The 21,163-nt window shown below is 42.9% G+C and carries 13 protein-coding genes and 2 tRNA genes; 6 read left to right on the top strand and 9 right to left on the bottom strand.

Features of this window, described 5'->3' with window-relative positions:
- Positions 1-268 precede the first annotated feature (268 nt).
- From ACNURT_RS20220 to ACNURT_RS20230, 3 genes are all read left to right on the top strand, one after another.
- A tRNA-Gly gene (locus ACNURT_RS20220) sits at positions 269-341 on the top strand.
- Between the two features lie 51 nt (positions 342-392).
- Positions 393-477, top strand: a tRNA-Leu gene (locus tag ACNURT_RS20225).
- Between the two features lie 633 nt (positions 478-1,110).
- Positions 1,111-1,647: a hypothetical protein gene (locus ACNURT_RS20230; RefSeq protein ID WP_419699264.1), complete on the top strand. Its 537-nt coding sequence runs from the start codon at positions 1,111-1,113 to the stop codon at positions 1,645-1,647.
- A gap of 393 nt (positions 1,648-2,040) precedes the next feature.
- Here the strand turns inward: ACNURT_RS20230 and ACNURT_RS20235 are convergent, their stop codons facing one another.
- The 9 genes from ACNURT_RS20235 to ACNURT_RS20275 all read right to left on the bottom strand — a co-directional run bounded on the left by ACNURT_RS20235 (position 2,041) and on the right by ACNURT_RS20275 (position 17,579).
- Positions 2,041-3,174, bottom strand: a complete 1,134-nt coding sequence (locus tag ACNURT_RS20235; protein ID WP_419699265.1) for a glycoside hydrolase family 43 protein — start codon at positions 3,172-3,174, stop codon at positions 2,041-2,043.
- A 216-nt stretch (positions 3,175-3,390) separates the two neighbouring features.
- Complete coding sequence (locus tag ACNURT_RS20240) at positions 3,391-4,242, bottom strand: glycoside hydrolase family 16 protein (RefSeq protein ID WP_419699266.1); 852 nt, start codon at positions 4,240-4,242, stop codon at positions 3,391-3,393.
- Between the two features lie 85 nt (positions 4,243-4,327).
- Positions 4,328-5,428, bottom strand: a complete 1,101-nt coding sequence (locus ACNURT_RS20245) for a DUF5013 domain-containing protein (RefSeq protein ID WP_419699267.1) — start codon at positions 5,426-5,428, stop codon at positions 4,328-4,330.
- A 28-nt stretch (positions 5,429-5,456) separates the two neighbouring features.
- Positions 5,457-7,151 (bottom strand): RagB/SusD family nutrient uptake outer membrane protein, encoded by a 1,695-nt coding sequence (locus ACNURT_RS20250; RefSeq protein WP_419699268.1) that lies wholly within the window; start codon positions 7,149-7,151, stop codon positions 5,457-5,459.
- A gap of 10 nt (positions 7,152-7,161) precedes the next feature.
- Positions 7,162-10,035 (bottom strand): SusC/RagA family TonB-linked outer membrane protein, encoded by a 2,874-nt coding sequence (locus ACNURT_RS20255; protein WP_419699269.1) that lies wholly within the window; start codon positions 10,033-10,035, stop codon positions 7,162-7,164.
- Positions 10,036-10,072: 37 nt separating this feature from the next.
- On the bottom strand, positions 10,073-11,689 hold the full coding sequence (locus ACNURT_RS20260) for a RagB/SusD family nutrient uptake outer membrane protein (RefSeq protein WP_419699270.1): 1,617 nt from the start codon (positions 11,687-11,689) through the stop codon (positions 10,073-10,075).
- Positions 11,690-11,783: 94 nt separating this feature from the next.
- Positions 11,784-15,365, bottom strand: coding sequence for a TonB-dependent receptor (locus tag ACNURT_RS20265; protein ID WP_419699271.1), 3,582 nt, complete (start codon positions 15,363-15,365; stop codon positions 11,784-11,786).
- A 220-nt stretch (positions 15,366-15,585) separates the two neighbouring features.
- A complete protein-coding gene (locus ACNURT_RS20270; RefSeq protein WP_419699272.1) occupies positions 15,586-16,767 on the bottom strand; it encodes a FecR family protein in 1,182 nt (393 codons plus the stop codon).
- Positions 16,768-16,988: 221 nt separating this feature from the next.
- Positions 16,989-17,579, bottom strand: coding sequence for an RNA polymerase sigma factor (locus ACNURT_RS20275; RefSeq protein ID WP_419699273.1), 591 nt, complete (start codon positions 17,577-17,579; stop codon positions 16,989-16,991).
- A 719-nt stretch (positions 17,580-18,298) separates the two neighbouring features.
- On the opposite strand from ACNURT_RS20275, the gene ACNURT_RS20280 reads away from it, so the two are divergent.
- From ACNURT_RS20280 to ACNURT_RS20290, 3 genes are all read left to right on the top strand, one after another.
- On the top strand, positions 18,299-19,060 hold the full coding sequence (locus ACNURT_RS20280) for an SDR family NAD(P)-dependent oxidoreductase (RefSeq protein WP_419699274.1): 762 nt from the start codon (positions 18,299-18,301) through the stop codon (positions 19,058-19,060).
- A gap of 71 nt (positions 19,061-19,131) precedes the next feature.
- Positions 19,132-19,740: a TetR/AcrR family transcriptional regulator gene (locus ACNURT_RS20285; protein WP_419699275.1), complete on the top strand. Its 609-nt coding sequence runs from the start codon at positions 19,132-19,134 to the stop codon at positions 19,738-19,740.
- 53 nt (positions 19,741-19,793) lie between these two features.
- A complete protein-coding gene (locus ACNURT_RS20290; RefSeq protein WP_419699276.1) occupies positions 19,794-21,155 on the top strand; it encodes a TolC family protein in 1,362 nt (453 codons plus the stop codon).
- Positions 21,156-21,163: the final 8 nt, after the last annotated feature.

The following is a 21,163-nucleotide window of genomic DNA, read 5'->3' on the forward strand; positions in this document are numbered from 1 at the left end:
GGTATCGTGAAGCGTATTTTTAATAATTTTACAGGCAGAAATACCTAATTCAATTATTTAGGTTTACATAAAGGTATCTATAATTTAGTAATACCTTGCTATATCGAGTGTAATTATTTAACACTGATATTCAATCTACTATCGCTGTTTTATTCCCTCATTTTGCTAAAAACACACTCATCTTCTTAAACTCTTTGTAATACAGAAAACGCCAAATTTATTTTCTGCTTGCAGAATATGGTTTTCTGTCTATATTTGCACTCCCAACGCGAAAGTAGCTCAGTTGGTAGAGCACGACCTTGCCAAGGTCGGGGTCGCGAGTTCGAATCTCGTCTTTCGCTCAAAGCCCTTCCTTCAAAAAGTTGGGCTTTATTTTTAAAAGGTTAACACCTGCTCAGATGGTGGAACTGGTAGACACGCAGGACTTAAAATCCTGTTCCCGTAAACGGAGTGCGGGTTCGATTCCCGCTCTGAGTACTTGCAAAATAACTCACTGATAATCAGCGGGTTATTCTGTTATTTTAAGGCCACTAAAAAGAGTCGGGCTCAGAATTCCACCACCACAACTTCCTATATTTAAAACAGTTACAAATATACTATTTAAAAAAGATGCATCTTTTGAGCCAAAAATTCGCAATCAGGTCGCGTCTTTTTGAACGTCTTTCCTTGTTTTAAAAGACGTTTTGACTTTAAAAATTCTTACTCCCGATTTCAATATGAGATTTTATTGACGTCAAGTTTTATCAACTATATCGGTACCTCTTTATTGATCTTTTAATGTGGTGATAATCAATAAAAATTAAAATCTTACATTCACTTAGATATTAATTGTGTAATTATCTTTAATCGCTTTTTAGATGTTCGATCTGAATCTTTTGGCAAAAAAATGGGCAGGTTGCAGAAGCAGACTGGGGTGTTCTTATCTTGAAATTTCTGAAGGGCACTGGAATAAAAGAAGAGTTGTATCTTTTAAAATTTACATAAAATCAAATACTACCACATTGCACAGGTACATCATTTAAAAATGACATTTACTAAAAAAAAATTCCCGAAATAACATCCAGGCATTCCCACGTTCTCACTTCATTCATCAAAGGATTCGGGTGGCTAATGTCTGTATTTGTACCCATTGCTTTGATAGGAATGACGATACTCGTTTTTAATTCAAGACACATTTCAATCAGTTTAAAAATAGGAATGCTTGTACTGTCCTTACTGCTGGTGTGGTTTTTCGGATGGCTGATAGTAACGATGCGAAAAAAAACGAAAAGTAATGTTACCAAAATAACGGTAGATAAAAATGGCATTAATTATTACAACGACATAGAACTGATTAAAACATTAAATTACGATGATTTGAAAATCCGTCCGCAGAATGAAAAATATGATGTATTTTTGAGCGAGCTCGGAGAGGACGGTCCTTTCATAGTAAACTTTTATGTTTTGGATTCTGAATCTGGTAGGCTCCTGAGAAAATACCCTGTTTTTGATTCGGACGCTGTTATCACCAACAGTAACCAGCTCACCGCCCATTTTGTAACAGGCATATTATACTTTAGACCCGATTTAAAAATTGAACCTGGCGTATTAAATTTGTACCAATGGAATGGGTTAAAAATAAAATGCCGTACTAGCAATTTTCCTTAAAAAGCTTTTCACCCCCCAACTGCTTTAAACCTGGTTGTTGCAGATCGTATTAGGACTTTTGTTTTTACATCTGTTATTTGAAATCTTTAAGTGGAGGTTTCGCTAAAAGTGGCCACTGGTTTTCATCCATCGTGGCTTTTTTTCAGGGATAGCCTTTGGGGATAATCTTTCAATTTCTGCAAATAATCGCTCCTGGGAGCCCTTGGCCATTATAAATAAATATAAAGACCATCCCAGATGAATATATGCTTAAATAAGCTCCTTTATTATTGGTGAATTTATCCGGTACAATCTGCGATTGCTCAAATATATTTAAACGGCTCTCTAATTCAGATAACGGATGCAACACTCCATCAAATATTCATTTTTCAATTCGAATAATTTGATAGTTGCTCATTTTGTTGTTTTGTCAAATACACTCAAATCCCAGTTATCAAACCAACTGATCTCTATATTGTCACCTTTAAAAGTAATAGGAAGCCAAATGTAACGGCCATCAATAGCATCTTTCGGAGTCCACTTATCGGCCATAAAAATAAAGGTATCTTTTTTACCAGCTACAGGTAAAACATAGGTACTTTGGCCGCCGAAGGTAATTTCGGCATCTTTGCCAACACATGGGTTGCCCCGATAGGTCCAAGGGCCATAAATTGATTTGGCGCTAAACCAGCGGGCCGGATTAGGAGCCCAGCCGGTAGTGCCCGAACCTATCAAATAGTAAATACCATTGTGTTTAAATATTGCCGGGGCCTCGGTTTGGTGTCCGGCGTATACACGGGCAAATTTACCTGTATGGCCGGTGTAGGTATCATTCATTTCGGCAATATCGAGAGTAAAATTTTCTTCAGCCGAAAATATATGGTAGGCTTTTCCGTCATCATCAACAAAAACATTCATATCCCTTGCCATTTGGCCGCCGTGTACATCACGGCAAAAGAAACCGTCGCTTTTATTTTTGGGATGCTCACAGTTAACCATATCGGCATCCGATGTGCCGGTAGGATAGTAAGGCATGAAACCAGGATTAGGGCGATAACTACGGATAAATGTATATGGCCCCGTAACTTTATCACTTATGGCTACCCCTGCGCGGGCCGCTTTATAACTTTGCCCTAACAGCTCAAGGTGGAACCACATGACATATTTTTTTATCTTTTTATTATATACAACCTTTGGCCTTTCCAATATGCAGCCTTTTGCAATATCATTCGTTGTATCCGGTGATACGGCCAGGGCTATGCCTTCGTCTTTCCAGTTATACAGATCTTTTGATGAGTAGCAATGTACGCCTACCATGGCCCTATTACCAGCGCCGCCGGCAATTTTATGCTCACCAAACCAGTAATAAATACCTTTTTGATAAAGCAAACCACCGCCATGCGCATTTATGTGCACGCCTTTATCATCGGGCCAAAGCTGACCTGGGGTAAATTGCTTTTGCTGTGCTGCCGCAGTAAAATTTAATAATACCAGCATAAAAAAGCAGGCTATTGTAGCCAAAAGTGCGTTTTTGTAAAACTTGATCATGATTGTAGTAGTTTTGTATAAGTTTTCATCATCATTTTGTGGTTTGGGTTTTATAAGTGTCTAAAGCTTCAACAACATAGTAATCAGCTTAAGGAAGTGGCACGTCAGCAACCACGTTTGCAAAACCAGCAAAGCTAAGAACAAACGACAAACCGATAAACACTGTTCATGAAGGGTATAAAATCACTTAAACGAAATGTATAACGCCCGAATTAGTTACTGGTAAACCCGCACATAATCTATCTCAAAACGCCTTGGAAATGTTGTCGTTGATGTTTCACCGCCGTTGTCACCCCCCAAAGCCAGGTTAAGTAATAAATATTGAGGCTGGTTAAACGGATTTGTTCCTTTAGCATCTCTATTGACCAGATCTTTGAGATCAACATGATTCATCAGGGAATCATCAACATACAGGCTTATTCCTTTTTCATCCCAATCCATTCTCCAGATGTGGAAATTGTCCACCCATTTTTTGTCAGTAAAATCACTGATCAGTTTAGAATTGCTGTACCATTTGGCCTTGTAACGGGTTGATGTTCCACAGGCAACATTGGCTAACAACTTTCTCTGATAATATTCCATGATATCGATCTCACCGTTTGACGGCCACTCTCCCGATACACCTAAAGTCCAAAAGGCCGGCCATAAACCAGCACTTGTATCAATTTTGGCGCGCATCACAAAACGCCCGTATTTCCAACTATGTAAGCCGCTGGTATTTAGACTTGCTGATGTGTATTCCTTGAATTGCCGGTTTGTTTTCCAGTTAGCGCTTTGAGCGTTATAATTGGGATTGGGCAAATGTTCTTTACGGCCTTCGATGATAAGCAAACCGTTACTGCACCAGGCATTCTGCGATTGGTACCACTGTAACTCGTTGTTACGTACAAATCCCTGTTCAAACTTCCAGTTGGTGGCATCAGGCGCCCCATTATTGTTAAATTCGTCGGCCCAAACCAGCTTATAGGCTTTAAGCGTATCAATTGTCGAAATTGCGCTTTGCGCGTAACCCGTTGACGTTACAGCTGTCAAACCAACCAGACAGCAATGCCATATCATGCTTCTCATCTAATTAACATTAATCATATTAATTGAAGCCACCCTACCGATGGCAAGGCGGCTTCTTTAATAAACATTTGCTTTTAAAAACAGCTTACAGATGTTTCGGATAGTTATATAGGTGAACGCCATGTGTTTTGAAACCTTGCTGATCCTGCGTATAGTTAACGACTACGCCAACAGTAACCTTTGTTGACGCCGTTAATTTAAATGAAACCGCTGAATTAGTAAAGGGCGCATAGTAAATGCCCGTGTTTCCTGGGATCGAATTATAGTCGGGTAAGGAATCGCTGTTGGGAGCTACGACCACGTAAGTGATATCTTTAGTACCCTGCCACACAAATGGTGCGAGATCAAAAGTATAGCTGCCAGCTGGCAAAGTGATGGTTTGGTAAACCTTGCCGTTTAGAATTTGAGGGGAGCCCCAGCCCGACTCCAAATCCATGTTGATACCGTCGCCATCTGTTCCATATCCGCCCTTGCCGTTATGGCTAAGGATAGCCGCGTTGGTAGTCCAGGAGGCTAGCGTACCCCAGCGGCCGCCGGCATCCATACTGGATGCGACAAAATTATTGCCCGGATTTTGAATATACTTGGAAGTAATATCATTGGCAGGGCCAATTACCAGTGCATCTACATCAATAATAACTATTGTTGTAGCTAAGGCCCTGTTCAGGGCATATTTTGACGGATTGGCTATCGACACTGCTAAGATTAGTTTTTTACCGGCATATTCGGCTTTTTTCATGGTGGCCAGGTCTACAGACAGGTAAAAGGTACCGGCTACGTTACCAGATGGGATATCGATGTGCGATGGCAGCGTAAACATGGCATCCGGCATTAATTTATAGTTGACTGAATCAATGACTCCTGAAGTAAATAATTGACCGACGGTGTCAGTATTCGTTTTGATATCTACCCCATAGCCACTTTTATCCGGACCCGATACAGAAACACCTAATATTATGTTCACCTTGCCTTTGGCCTGATCAACCACATAATTATAGGTTGATGTGTCAGTACCGGACGGCACAGGATAATTGTTATTCACACCGCCGGATTTGAGTATGGATTGCGGCATATAAACCATTGAAAAGCCGTAAGGCAATTGCGATGCACCCTTTTTGCAGGAGCCGATCTGCAGAGCAAAAACGATTACTGCGACAGGTAACCATAGTGTTTTATTGAACTTCATAACTTGTTATAATTTAGTTAATGATAATTTACCAACCTTGATTTTGGATAAGAATGCCCTTTGACTTAGAGACCTCTGATTGCGGAAACGGATAATAGTACATTTTTGCCGCATCAAATACCCGGTTCTCCACAACGACATTAGTATTGTAGGTGAACTTTCCCGAAGCATCCTTACTCACGGCAACGCCCCGGATAGGTTGGTTTAATGCCGCAGCGGCATCTTTCCAGCGCAGGAGGTCCCAATACCGGTAATCTTCAAAAGCCAATTCAATACGGCGCTCATGCTTTACTGCTGTTCTAAAAGATGCCTGGCCGGCAGCAGTTATTAAGGGCATTTGTACGCCAGTGCGGCTGCGCACCATGTTAAGCGCCATTCGGGCGCTTAGCGCATAACCATTGGCATTATCTGGGCCGTAAGCTTCGTTCATCGCCTCGGCATATTCCAGTAACACTTCCCCGTACCTGAAAATGGGAAAATTGTGGACCGCGGTTTGTCCCTGCGTGAGGTTGAAGCTGTCGTTAACAAACTTTTTAAGGTAATAACCGGTGCGGCTGGTGTTGGTTATTGACATATCATCTGTGCCGCCCGAAGCCTCGTTGATAATGCGCCCATTCCAGGTACTATTGTTGGTTACGATAGAAAAGCTCAGGCGTGGATCTCGATTGGCATACGGGTTCAGGGGATCGGGTGCCGAGGTATATTCATAATCATCTACCAGGTTTTGCGAAGGCGTTATCCCGCTGGCACCTCCTTGTGTTGTTATCGGATAATTTTGCGTTTCCAGCACGCTATTCGCCGGATACCGGATGGCCCAGATAGTTTCAGTGCTTGTCAGCGTATTGTTAAGTAAAAAGTATTTGCGGTAATCACCGTCTAACGCATACTGGCCTGCTGCCTGACCGAATGCCACCAGGTCATGTAAAGCAGTTGCGGCGCTTTGCCAACGTGTAACATCATTTGCGCTGTTGTGTAAAGGGCTTGCGGCAAATAGAAGCGCACGGGCCTTTAATGCCAGTGCTGCCCCCTTGCTCAATCGCCCATCGTTGTTGCTAAATGACGAGGTTTTCCAGTTAACCTGGAGGCTGTCTTTAAAATTGTCTACCTCGGAAGTAATAAAATTGATAATATCATTATAAGATGCCTTGGCAATGTTCGTATTATCGGTTATAGACAAAGTTTTTGTGACGAGCGGTACACCACCATACCGTTTCGCCAGTTCAAAATAATACCATGCGCGCAAAATATGGGCCTCACCACGGTACCAGGCAATATTAAGAACGTCATTATGATAGGTCAGTTTTCCGCTGGCTGATATCGTGTCACGGCTCATGGCTAAAAACGATTTATAATTACCGGAATTTTCCAGGAAATAATTAGCAGCCCTGATGCCACTGTAATAATTAGCGTAGTTATTATCGGGGTTGTTGCTGGCGTTCCAGCTGCCATTATTAAACAACATGACGTTTGAACTTGCCGCAGTTTGTTTAGCTTCGTCAGAGACGGGGGCAAAAAGATTATTATCTATAATTGTAAACTCATTGCGCAGATAAATATATGGTGCGTTGCCAAACCCGTATAGTGAGTTATAATTCGAATTAAGGGTCTGCGCTGTTTGAGAAGTATCAATTTTGGTATCAAGAAAGCTTTTTTTACAACTGCTGATAGTTGCCGCAAGCATGCCTGTAAAAAACAACTTAACGTATATATTTTTTCTTTTCATGTTAATCATATTAAAATTTGAATGACAGGCCAAGGTTATAGGATTTCAAGGCAGGATAGCCAGATGTTGTTTCAGGGTCGATATTGTAATGTTTGCTTAAATATGACCAGGTAAGCGGGTTAACCGCGCTGACATAGATACGCAGGCTCTCCGTGTGGATTTTTCTGAGCAGCGCGGGGGAAAAAGTATAACCGAATTCGGCATTTCTTACCCGCAGGTAATCCCCGCTTACCATCCAAAAGCTTGATGCCCGATAATTGTTATTATTGGCCAGGGTAGATAACCTTGGATAAGTTGCCGTCGCCCGCGTGTCAATACCTTGTGCCGGGAAATAAGCCCAGGCATTTTGCGCTATCGGATAAACGTTGATATTATTGACGAAAGCTACGGTTTGGTAATAGGCCGCTGAAAGTAAGTTTACGCTATTGCCAGATGCACCCTGAAATTGTACCGAAAAATCGAAACCACTATAACTTACTTCAGCGTTGAAAGTATAAGTAAGTGTAGGTAACGGCGACTTGCCGATTGCTGTCACATCGTTTTGATCTATCTTTCCATTACCGTCTAAATCCTTGTATTTGATATCGCCAGGCTGCACTGCGCCGAACGCTGGCAGGGATTGTCCCGTCTTAAGCGTACCATCGCTATTGAAGTCTGTGATATTATAAAAGCCGGTGGAAACCAGCCCGACAGGGATCCCGATGGCCAACCCGGTAGTTTGGGAAAATTTATTGACGGTGGGGATCTCAGATTGGAAATCGACTGTGTTTTTGGCAAACGACGCGCTCCCGCCAAAATTATAATTCAATTTACCGACATGATCGCCATACCGGGCGCTTACTTCAAAGCCTTTGTTGGTCACTTTGCCAATATTAAGGTAGGGCTGTGAGCCGCCAAAGGTGCCTAAAAGATCATTGGTCTTGGTAACAATACCACTGCGCTTATCCAGAAATACATCGGCCGTCACTGATAGCTTCTGAATTAATGTCATATCAAAGCCAATATCGTATTTCAAGCTTTTTTCGGCGGTGATGTTTGGATTGGCAATGTAGCTCTGCACGGTGCCGTTGTTACTTGCCAAACCGTTGTTACCGGTGTAGTAAGTGCCGTTTTGTGTAAAGTATTGCTGGTATAGATACCTGCCATTGTTGGTTTGATCGTTTCCTGATAAACCAACAGAGCCTCGTAATTTAAGGAAGCTAAGCACAGAGGACTTGAGAAACGATTCTTCGGATAGAATCCAACCTGCACCAATGGCCGGATAGGCTTTCCACCTGTTGCCAGGCGCATAGCTGTCTGAGCCGCTGTAACCTACATTAATATCCAACAAGTATTTTGCATTGTAAGCATAATGAACCGCCGAACCTAAGTTCTCATAATGATAAAAGATATTGTTGCCCGTATTTAAACCAGGGTTATTGGTCGAATAGTCGGTCATAAAATTACTGGCCAGGTATTCCACGGCGGCACTGATCCGGTGTTTACCGAAAGTACGGTCGTAACCTGCAGTTAAGGTTCCTTGTTTCCAATCATACTGATTAACAGGCGATGACCCGTTGGCTACAATAGTCGCCTGTTTGTCGGTCGTAGTTTGCAGGCCATTATAATAACGCGCATAAGTTGCTGTATAGCTAAACGCATTGCGTGTCCATGTATTTAGGGAGGCGGCCTCTTTTAAATAAAGGCCGGGGGTAATGAAATCGAGCCGCTCTTTAAGACCAAAGTTTGCCTGCAAAGTGCGGTCATGTGTACCAATCCAACCTAATCCATGCAACGTGGCAACCGGATTATTAGGGTACAGCGCCGTACCCGACCAGTGGCCAGTCAGGCTGTCCCGAACAGGGTATATATTTGATGGATAAGTAGCTAAGTTCTGCCATAATTGCGAACCATTGTAGTTTGGATAGTGCCTGTCTTCAATTCTACCTCCCAGATCTATCCGAGCCTCAAATATTTTAAAGAAATTAAGATCGAGATTTGTCCGGATATTAAATCGCTGTATTTGCGCGTTTGATGTGGCAGCCGTGTTTGCTATATCATATATTCCCCCCTGATTCATGTAGTCGAGGATCACCATATATTTCGTTGCTTGGTTCCCTCCGTTAAAATTCACGTTAGCATCGGTGTAAGGTGCATTTTTCCGTAGTACCTGATCAAACCACTCTACATTGGTGGCTGAACCATTTTTATAAGCTTGTAATTGCTTATCGTTGTATTTGGGTGTCCATAAAAATTGATAGCCATTTAAACTATAGTTATCGTTACTTATCGCCTGGTTGTACAATCGCGCATAATCATAGGCACCAAGCGGTTTATCAATACGCATCGCTTGCTGCAGACCGCTAACTACATTTACTGCTACCTTGGAAGGGCCGGCTTTTCCTCTTTTCGTTACAACCCATAAAACGCCATTGGCCCCCTTCATTCCAAAACTGGCCAGCGCGGCCGCGTCCTTCAGAACTGTGACGCTTTCTATTTCGGCCGGCGACAAGTACTGAAAGTATGAGGAAGTTGTCTGAAAGCCATCTACATAGATTACAAGCGAACTATTGTCGTAAGTTCCAAGGCCACGGATGTATAAGGAGGCTGCGTCATACCCTGGCTCGCCCGATCCCTGCAGCACGGTTAGGCCAGGCAAGCGCCCATAAAGGGTATTAGTTATATTAGCGGTTGGCGTTTTATATAGTGTTGAACCGCTGACCGAGGCTTGCGCTTTTACATTTTCTGTTTCTGAAATAGTTAACAAGTGACCGTCCCCCATTCGTTTCAGCGAGTCGGCTGCGCTAACACCTGGGGAGATATTTTTCTGCTGCGCATTTAACAACTGTGTACCTAATGGCAAAGTGATAAAGGCCCATATAATTAGTTTAATCGTTTTTTTCATATCATCGCGTAATTGTGGTTAATAAAATCAGAAACAACTAATAGCCTGGGTTTTGAACGATAATGCTTTTGTTGACTTCCGTTTGGGGGAATGGGTTGAGGTATTCACGATCTGCCCAAAACGCCTGATAAAGTAATTTGTCCTGATAATCGGTGTTGCCATTAAGTTTGGCTCCGGTGTTGCCATTGTAGGTAAAGGCGGTAATGCTTCCACCAATCAGCCCATTATTAATACCGGCCAGCTTCCAGTGTTTGATGTCATGGAGGCGATAGTTCTCATCAAAAAATTCAATCATCCACTCGCGCTGAATGATTGCTCTCAAAAGACTTTTATCCTTTTCGGTAATTGCAGGTAAGCCCGCACGAAGATGTATTTTATTGAGCCTGTCCAGTGAAAGCTGGGTTTGCCCGAGTTCGTTGTAGGCTTCAGCAGAACTCAAGTATGCAGAAGCCAGCCTGAAAACAGGAAACTCAAACCATGAGCGTGTGCCTGCTTTATAATAAAATTTGGTAATGCGGGCGCATCCTGGATTTTGCCACTGGAACATACTCTGGTTGCTCCAGTTGTTGTCGCCGGGATTGTTCCAGGCATCCATCTGCCAGGGCTGAAAACAAGCTTTAAAACGGGCCTCGATTGCGTTCATATTGGCCAGATATTCTGAGAACGGCTTTACGGTTGTGGTATTAGGCCAAACCTCATCTGTCCCGTCGCTTTTATAATAAAATTTCAATTGATTTGTATTCAACAGGTTGCCATACGCCTGCCATGTATGCGCATTATAAAAAGTGTACATTGACGACGAGTTGTCCGATTTATAAGCCAGTACCACTTCCGTATTTCCGGGAAGAGAGGTGGCTTTGCCATAGTCATCAAGCGGGTTGCCGGTATTGATAATGGCTAATCCACCCTGGCCCTCTGCTTCAGCGATCTCGGCTTCAGAAGCTTTAGCGGCTGCATCCCATCTCGAAGGCTCATTACCGCCTAAGCAAACCAGATTATTGTTGCCACCAAAATTGAGATAAGGCGTAGCTGTGTTAAATAAAGGTCTTGCGGCATATAATAGTGCCTTAGCTTTTATTGCCATAACTGCACTTTTAGTCATACGTCCCCGCCATGTGGACGGCCATTGTGACGGCACGATGGCAGACGCGTAATCGCACCAGGTAACAATAGAATCCAGGACCTGTTTCAAGGGGTGCCGAGGTACGGCCAGGTTATCGGTAGCGGCGAAACTTCTGCTGACAATGGGTACGCCACCATACATTATCATCATTTGTTCATACCGGTATGCTATTAAAGCCTGCATCTCGGCCCTGACAACGGCCTTATCAGCGTCAGACATGTCTTTCACCTTACCGATATTTTCCTTGACCAGGTAATCTTGCCGGATGGCGGTATAGTTATAATTAAAACCGTCCATGTCTTCGTTGCCACCGTTCGAACTCATGCCGTTTAACACCATTGGATTAGCTATGGTCCATGCAAAACCATAATTCATAGCGCCGGAAAGATTGTCTTGAAGCATCGAGTTCCAATAACCCTGATAAGGCAGCCCCTGTGAAAGACTTTGCTGGTAAGCCGAGGCAATAGCAGCCTGGGCATTTATCGAAGTCGAGAAAACGGTATCGACGGTAGTGGAATTAGAGATGGGCATCTGTAAAAATTCCTTTTGGCAGGACGCTAAGCTAATTATGACTGCAATAGCAGCTAATAATGTCGTATTTTTCATATTCATAAAAAGTTTACGGTTAAAGTTGAATGCTGGCCCCAATGTTATAAACCCTGGTCAGCGGATAGAGATAACCCATGCTGTTTTTTCCTGCATCGGCTTGCTCCGGATCAATTCCTTTTAAAAGAGCAGAACCCCAGGTAACGAGGTTATTACCATTCAGGTACAAGCGCATACCTTTAATTTTCGCTTTTTTGAGAAAACCCATGGTGCTTGGAAAAGTATAACCCACCTCCAGGTTTTTTAATCGGGTGAAGTCATTTGATTTTAGCCAGAAGTCACTAAGTACCGCGTTATTCGGTCCGCCTCCGCTAAAAGAAATCTCCGGATAAGTGATTTTTTCGCCGGCCGCATACTTTGCAGCTGTCCAATGCCCATCATAAGTTGTTTGTAATACTTCACCAACATTTTTTGCAAAAGGGCTACTCAGGATATAACCAAATTGCGGAAATGAACCTTTGGCAGTACCTATAAATAATGCCGACAGATCAAATCCTTTGTAGGAAAAGCCTACTGTCCAGTTATAGGCTACTTCGGGTAAATTAGGGTAGCCGATAGGTACCACATCTTTCTGGTCGATAGTTCCATCACCGTTTACGTCAACAAACTTCAAATCGCCAAGCCTTGCGTTGTTACCATAGGTATTATAGGGCCGGTTATTGAGCTCTTGCTGCGTATTGTAAAAACCATTGGTAAGTAAGCCCTTATATTGCCCAATAGGATAGCCTGTGTCGTTCATCCAGGGGTACGGGTAATTAGCTTCAGCTTTATACTCGACCTTATTAACCGCGTACGAAAAATTACCTTTCACAAAGTAGTTAAACTTGCCTATTTTATCGGCCCAGCCGGCCTCAAGTTCGAAACCGTGGTTACTTACCCGGCCAACATTGGCAGGCGGTACATTGGAAGACGCAACACCGTAAGTGCCCGGAATAATACCCAGGGTTACTAAAATATTATTCCGGGTTTCCCAAAACAATGACGATGTTACAGACAGTCGGCTTTTAAAAAATTGAAAATCTGCAGAAAGGTTGGTTTTTTTAGCGCGTTCCCATGTTACCATAGGGTTACCCAGCGCCGTCTCTTTGGCAGGAGAATAATACGGGTTTGCGCTTGAGCCGTCGGCGTTGCCGAAATAGTAACCGTAACCTGTGTATCCCCATGTATTAGGGAGATACAGGTAACGGCGGTTGTTCAACTGATCGTTTCCCACCTCGCCGTACGAGCCCCGGAACTTAACCAGGGTGAGCCAGTTGTTTTTCGGGAAGTAGGGCTCGTTCGATACGATCCAGCCAGCCGATACGGCCGGAAAAAAGCCAAACCGATGGCCAGGCGCAAATTGTTCTGTGCCGTTATAGGCGAGGTTACTCTCCAAAAGGTAGCGCTCGTTATAATTATAAGTAACACGGCCTACTACGCCCATCAGACCGGACGGCGCATTGTAAGACATACTATTAGACGTATAACGCTGTGCATTACCTAACAACAGGGCGCTGACACTATGGCCACTGAAGTTGTGGTTATAATTGATGCCCGCCTCCGCGTAAACCTTGCGCCAAGAGCTATTGCCTATATTATCTGCTGTATAAGCAGTGTTTACCTGCCCACCCATAAACACAATATTGCTTGGATCAGATGGATCACGCATGGCGCTGTATTGCGGTATGCTGTTTATTCGGGCAAACCCCTTGTTGTAACTATCATCATAAGAAATAGTTGCATGCGCTTCCAGACCTTCAGCAAGGTAATTCATGGTATGTTTTAGCGTTAGGTTGCTTGTCAGATTTGTACCATACATGGTTATAGTGCCAGCGGTAAGCAGTTGCGTAAGCGGGGTGTAACCGCTGCCTCCTTTTGCCCCCAGCGGGTTGGTCGCATCACCAGGCAGGCCGACAAAACTGGTTACCAGATGCCCGTTAACGATGCCCGGGCCGCTGAAAGGGCTGTTTTCGAGAATGTTTTGAATGATATTCTGATACCGGTTACCGAAATCACTTGCACTGTTATTGGCTCCCGGAACCTGATTGATGGATGATTGCGCTGCAATATTGAAAATCAACTGGAAATTCTTAGCGACGTTTATGTCAAAATTTGAGCGGAAATTAAAACGGGTATACTTCGGGTTTACATTAGCACCGCCGAAAGATGAATTGGACAGAATGCCATTTTGCTGAAAATAGCCCAGCGAATTGAAGTATTTTACTTTATCGGTACCGCCGGAAACATTCAAATTATATTGCTGCTGGCGGCCAAGCCCGTCAAACTGGTCATGATAATAGTTATGACTGGTGTAATACAAGGCAGGGCTGTTTAAAAGTGCTGTTTTCTGTGCCGCTGATAGGGCTCCCATGGCGTTGACCTCCGCTGGAGTATAGTCCCGGTTATTCTGGAACTTCCATATTTCATCATTGGTGAAAAGCAGTTGATCATAAGTATGGTCGCCGAATGCCTGAGCGTTTCCGACAGCTTCGTTGCGTAGTTGGGCAAATTGAGCGGAGTTTACCGTTTGAAAAAGTGACGCGGCTTTTGTAAAGCCTTGGTTTGCTGTGAAGCTTAATTGTAAACCGTTTATTTTTCCTCGTTTAGTCGTAATGATGATAACACCATTTGCACCTCTTATGCCATAAACGGCCGTTGCGGAGGCGTCTTTAAGTATGCTGATAGTCTCTATCTCGTAAGCATCCATGGCATTAAGTACGGTATAAGGTTGCTCGGCCGGTTGCTGGATACCATCTATTACGATAAGAGGATCTGAACCGTTTAAGGTAGCAATGCCACGTATCCGTATGCTTGCCGCGTTCATGCCAGGTTCGCCGCTGGATTGCACCGCACTAATACCCGAGGTACGCCCAACCAGCATATTGGTTACGTTGGAGAGGGGGGTCTGTGTTAGGTCCTTACCAGATACTACGCTAACAGCGCCCGTAATGGTGGTTTGTTTTTGTTTACCATAGCCTACCACAACAACTTCATTTAAAGCGCCCATGCTTGGCTGAAGCTGCACATTAAGTGACCCGCTTACACCAACTTGAATTTCCTGCGGTTTGAAACCTACGTAGGAAAAAACAAGTATGGCCTGCTCGTTGACGGTAAGTTTGTAATTTCCTTCCTTATCGGTTACGGTTGTGTTGTGGGTGTTTTTTTCATTTACAGTGACGCCAGGCAATGGTCCCCCCCGCTCGTCGACAACTTGCCCCGTGATCACTCTTTCAATTCGGCCGGTTGCGGGGCTTTCCGTACCCTTATCCTTTATGACCACTACCTTATCGTATACTACATAGGTAATTGGCTGATCAGCAAATATTTGCTTTAGTACATCTTTCAAAGGTTTATTGGTAACGTTGATATTTACGCTGTTTGTCCCTTTTAAAAGTTCACGGGTATATAAAAACCTATATTCGGTTTGCTTGGTGATCTTCTTAAAAATTGATTGCAAAGACATATTGTTTTCGCTTAAATTGACATTTTGCGCATAAATTTTTGCAGAAGCATTGAGACAAAGGGCTATAAAGAATATAACGGTGAGCTTCATGATGATTATTTTTTTCAGAATATGGCCATGCCGCGAAAGCATGCGGGCGCATTTAGGAATAATTTCCATAATTTTGAATAGTTTGGGCGTTTGTAATATGGTATATGTCAATTCGATATTTGAATAGCCCGGACTTAACCGGAAGTGCTTGCAACGCTTTCGGTTTTTTTGGCATCAAATTAATTCGCTGAAAAGGTAATCAGCCGTACAGGGTTTATAAATTTCTCTTCATATCTTCAGATTTGGGTTTATATTGGGGTTAGTTATTTTTGTTAAGTAGGGTTCATCATCAGTTTACAGTTACTATTTTTCCTTCAATATCAAACCTGACGCGCCCGGTTAATTCAATCATTTTCAATACGTCCGATAGTTTTGATCCGGCGGGGAGTTCCACAAAAAAGTGATCGCTGGTTTTTGTATGATAAACCAGATCAATATCATACCATCTTGATAATTGCCTCATCACAAAGTGAATATCCACATCTTCAAAATGAAGTATCCCGTTTTTCCATGCCACAGCACTTTCAACATCAGCATCAGGTATAACTTTTATTACCCCGGCCTTATTCAACTCTGCTTGCTGGCCTGGTTTAAGCAGGTATTGTGACTTTCCGGCAGTAAACTGTATGGCCCCTTCAAGCAGCGTTGTTTTGATACTTGCTTCGTCGGCATAGGCATTAACATTAAAGTGAGTCCCTAAAACCCTGATCGCAGAGTTGTTAAGTTTTACTATAAATGGTTTTTCTTTATTTCTGATCACTTCAAAATAAGCTTCGCCTATAACTTCAACGCTCCTTTCATTGCCGCTGAAGCAGGTGGGAAAGCGGATGCTTGATGCGGCGTTTAACCAAACCCGGCTACCATCGGGCAGTACAACCAGGTAATGGCCGCCGCGAGGTGTGGCAATGGTATTAAAGACCAGTTGGGCCTGGTTTTGGGCGGCGGGATTATAAACCACTTCACCATTTTTGGCTTTCATAACCAGGCTACTGCCCTGGTTGGCAATCAACCCGTTCCTGGCGGAATCCAGTATTACCTTTTTCCCGTTCGAGAGGGTGAGAACCGCCTTATTGCTTCCCGGCCCAACATCATTTTTAAAAACATGTGCTGCCCATGCCTTTTGCTGAGCGCCGGGATGCTTGTTGCTGGTGAGCCGCCAAAAAAAGAAAGCCCCAAATAAGCATGCGCAGGTACCCGCAATAGCAAGTCGCCTGGGCCATAAGTGTTTAAATTTAGGCTTATCAGGTGCCTGGATGCCTGCCCTTGTATAAATAGCGGTCAATATTTCGGCTGAAAACTCTACATTCGCGTGGCTATGGTCATTAATAGACCTATTAAACTCTAATTCCAATAACTGAAACAGCTCTTTTTGATCAGTATTTTCAATGTAATCCAATAACCATTGCTTATCATCAAGTGATAACTTATGCTTATGAAGCAACTGTAAAAGTTTTTTGTCTGTGTCCTTCATTAATAATGGTCAATAAAGATTAGAAGTTGTCCGATATTGTATACCCAAAATACGTTGCAGCATTATTTAAATGGTAAGACACGGTTTATACACTAAATACTCAAAACCAGTAAAAGGAGGGGGTACTAAATGAAAGTATTTTTAAATATTTTCTTTAAAATTTTAGTACCATTGTTTACGGGAGATTTGCAAGCGGGCGACAAAGTGCGGGAGGTGAACGCTCAACCGAGCAGAACCAAAGTCAAAAAAATATACAATAAATGATCAATGGGGTGCCTTTCAATGTATTCCTTAATGTTTTTAACAGCAGCGGCTAAATATTCTTTTACCGTGTATTTTGAAATTTTAAGTTCAATTGCAGTTTCCTCGCATGTTTTACCTTGCAATTTACATAATTCAAAAACGCGTTGTTTCTGGGGTGACAGGTTTAAAAAGGCTTCATCAAGTAGTTTTAATTTTGCCTCTTTTAAATAAGCATATTGTTCGTCGCCGTAAAGCAAGTCATTTTCTATATGCTTAAACACTGACGATTCTTTCAGCATTTTCTTTATACGGGTAATTGACTTGTTATAGCTCACGCCAAACAGCCAGCCGGATACCTGTTTTGAGGGATCGAGTGTCATCCGTTTTTCCCATAAAGACACAAAGACATCCTGCATCACATTTCTCGATTCGTCAGAGTCCTTTAAAAGTTTTAAAATATTTTTATAAATGGCCGACCGGTATTTTAAATACAATTGTTCAAAAGCTTTTACGTCATCATTTCGCAATGCAACAACCAAGTCATTATCATTGAGGTGTATTGTTCTCATCACGAAGAAAAACGGCTTAACTTATTCAACAGTAAAATGTTTAGGCAATTATTTATACACAAACTCATGATTATCGACAGAAAATAACAAACTAAGATTATATATGGCCTTTAGCAAAAAGAGCATCAATAGGATTTGCAGAGGTTCTGTTTTTGCTAAAAATAAAGTAAAAGGCGTATAATAAATAACAGTATATTATCATATAATAGCCGAATTCTGCCCGTTTTATATTATGGAATTGGGTGATAAACACATTAAAACCTAAGTTTTGCGCCATAGGTAAAAGATGACAACCATAAAGTACCAATGAAACTTATCCCGCCAAAAAGCGGATGAAGCACCGGATATGTTTTTGGGCCCCCGGCGCACCCTCAATGCGAAAAAAGAGGCCGTCTCATAATTACTTATGAAGCGGCTTCTTTAAACTTTGTGGTAAATCTTCGGTAGTACCCCAAGATTCTCTGCTCCCGACAGTGGTGTTTTTTCGAACCAATTCATAGAGTAACTGCGAAGAATTGGAAATTTTGGTAATCTATTGCTTTTTGAAGTAAATATTTACAAAAATGTAATGGACGATTTAGCTCACCGCAATAGGAGGGCTTCATTACCTACCCTATTTCTGTTTTTAATGTCAGTTTTTAAAAAATGATATCTGTCGCTTTGCTTTATTAAACACTGTTCAATAAATTTGTCCCGGTTTAAAATTAATCCAGGTCATCATGAAAAAAGCACTGATCACTGGCGCCAGCGGAGGCATCGGCCTCGAAACAGCCCGGCAGCTGGCTCAACAGAATTACCAGATAACATTGGTAGCCCGTAACAAGGACCGCCTCGAACAGGCGTTAAGCAGTTTAAGCGGCAGCGGCCATACCCTCCTGGTTGCTGATCTGAACAACGCGGAAGACCTGCAAAAGCTGACAGCGCATCTCCGAACTGAAAAGTACGACGTTCTCATCAACAACGCGGGTAACGGTACTTACGGCAAATTTACAGATATCCCGCTGGAAGACCAATTAGCTACCATGCAGCTCAATATGCAGGCTCTGGTAACCCTGTCTTATAGCTTTTTACAGCAATCTACCAAGGGGGATGCGCTGGTCAATATCGGCTCGCTGCTGGCCCACTCTTCTCTTCCGGGAGGTGCAGTTTACGCAGCCACCAAGAGTTTTGTCGCCAATTTCTCAGAATCGTTATGGTATGAGTTCAAGCCCAAAGGGGTTTACGTGATGGGCTTTAATCCAGGCGCGGCAAATTCAGATTTTCATGCTCATGCGGGCCGGGAGACAAGTGATTTCCCTGATTTCGTAGTTTCCTCAGTTGAAGATGTTGCACAGCAACTCGTGAAAGCGCTGCAAAAGCGGCAGAAGCCAAGGGTAGTACAAGGCTGGAAAAACCGTTTTATGCTGTTCGGTTTCAAGTTATTGAGCAGAAAAGCAGCGGTGAGCATTATGGGCCGGATCAGTCCGGGAATAGCTAATTAGTTAGAAATACCCGTGCTAAATTTGGCCACCCGAACAGCGATCTTATATTTGTATCTTATCATCATCTAAAAATGGGCATAACAGAACGAAAACTGGAAGAGAAGCAGGAAATGCACAAACGCATCCTTAACGGTGCACGTAAGATATTTTTAGAAAAGGGTTATGAGCAGGCCAGCATGCGCAGTATTGCTCAGGAGATCCGTTATAGTCCGGGCTCGCTATATTTCTATTTTAAGGATAAAGGCGAAATTTTCCACGAATTGCATAAAGAAGGTTTCCGTCTGCTGCTAAACCAGTTAAAAGTACTGGACAAGGTTGGGGACCCCTTCGAGCGGTTAAAGGCTTCCGGGCGTGTTTTTATTCAATTTGCCCAGGAAAATAAAGACTATTATAACCTAATGTTTATTGTTGACGAACCGGTTAAAGATTCGTTGTCCGAGGGATTTCAAATCGCAGAAGAAGCGATCAGTTATATGCAGGAAATGGTAAAGGAATGTCAGCAAAAAGGGAAGTTCAAGGATATGGACACGGAATACTTTACTTTCCTGATCATTTCGGTGGTTCATGGCATCTGTGCGCTTTTTTGCAAACACCGCAATTCAAGCTTTGTCGGCAAAACGAATGAAGAGCTGATGCAAAACGGATATGAGTCTTTTGTGGCGCTGTTAGAAAAAAGTTAGCTTTTTTTTCTAATAATATTGAACACTGTTTAAAATTAAAACAATGATTAAAAATGAAATTTAAAAATCAAACATTCTATCAACTTTTGCTTTTATCGTCAGCCTTACTGGCTGCACCCATTGCAAAAGCCCAGGGCAGGCTGGATGAGTATATCCGGCAAGGCCTTGCCTCTAATGAGAGTATCAAGCAACAAAACTTTGTACTTGTAAAAAATATTTACGCGCTGAAGGAAGCGAAAAGCATGTTTCTACCCGATGTCATCTTTTCAACCACTTATACCAAGGCCGATGGCGGGCGTACAATAGATTTTCCCACCGGCGACCTGCTCAACGGCGCTTATGCCACATTGAACCGGCTGACGGGCAGCAACGCTTTTCCGCAGCTGCAAAACCAGCGCATCCTGCTCAACCCAGATAATTTTTATGATGCCAAATTCCGGACGACGCTTCCGATACTGAATGCTGAACTGATCTATAATAAGCGAATCAGGACGCAACAGGTAGACCTGCAAAAAGCAGAAGTGCTGTTATACAAACGCGAACTGGTCAAAGACATCAAAACGGCCTATTACAATTATCAGAAAGCCGTTTATGCTACCGGCATCTATGAATCTTCACTCCGGCTGGTTAAAGAAGGTCAAAGAATCAATACGAAACTGTACGACAACAGCAAAGTAAACCGGACAGTTGTGCTCAGGAGCCAGAATGAAGTAAGCCGGATCAATGCTTTGCTTATTGATGCACAGAAAACAGCAGAATCAGCCCGTTACTATTTTAACTTCCTGCGTAACCGCCCGCTTACAGACAGCGTCCTTTCAGACGATATTAAAACGCTGCCTGTCAGGGAACAAAGCTTAGGAAACAGTATTAGCGGAAGGGAAGAATTGACCAAGCTAAAGATAGCTAAGGATATCAACACCAACCTGACAGGGCTGGCCAGATCTTATATCATCCCCAAATTAGGAACTTTTATTGACTTGGGTTCGCAGGCTTTTGACTGGAAGTTTAACAGTAACAGCCGTTACTATCTGTTCGGGGTTTCCCTGGAATGGAACCTGTTCTCCTCCGGCAAAAACAATTACCGGATAAAGCAGGCCCTTGCCGACCGTGATGCACTGGCCTCACAAACCGATTATGTACAACAGCAACTACTCACGGAACTCAAAGTACGCCAGGCCGGTATGCAAAGCGCTATCGCGCAATACGAGGCAGCACAGTCCCAATTAAAAACCAGTCAGACCTATTATGGGGATATGCTGAAGTTATACAAACAGGGAACGGCCATTTACATTGAACTATTGGATGCCCAGAACCAATGGATCGATGCCCAGCTTCACGCCAATATTGCCCTTTACGACACCTGGATCGCAGACGCCGCGATCGAACGTGCCAATGCCAGTTTCACCATTCAATAAAAATAAGA

Origin of the sequence: Mucilaginibacter sp. NFX135 (assembly GCF_048565145.1) — a bacterium.
Taxonomy (GTDB): Bacteria; Bacteroidota; Bacteroidia; order Sphingobacteriales; family Sphingobacteriaceae; genus Mucilaginibacter.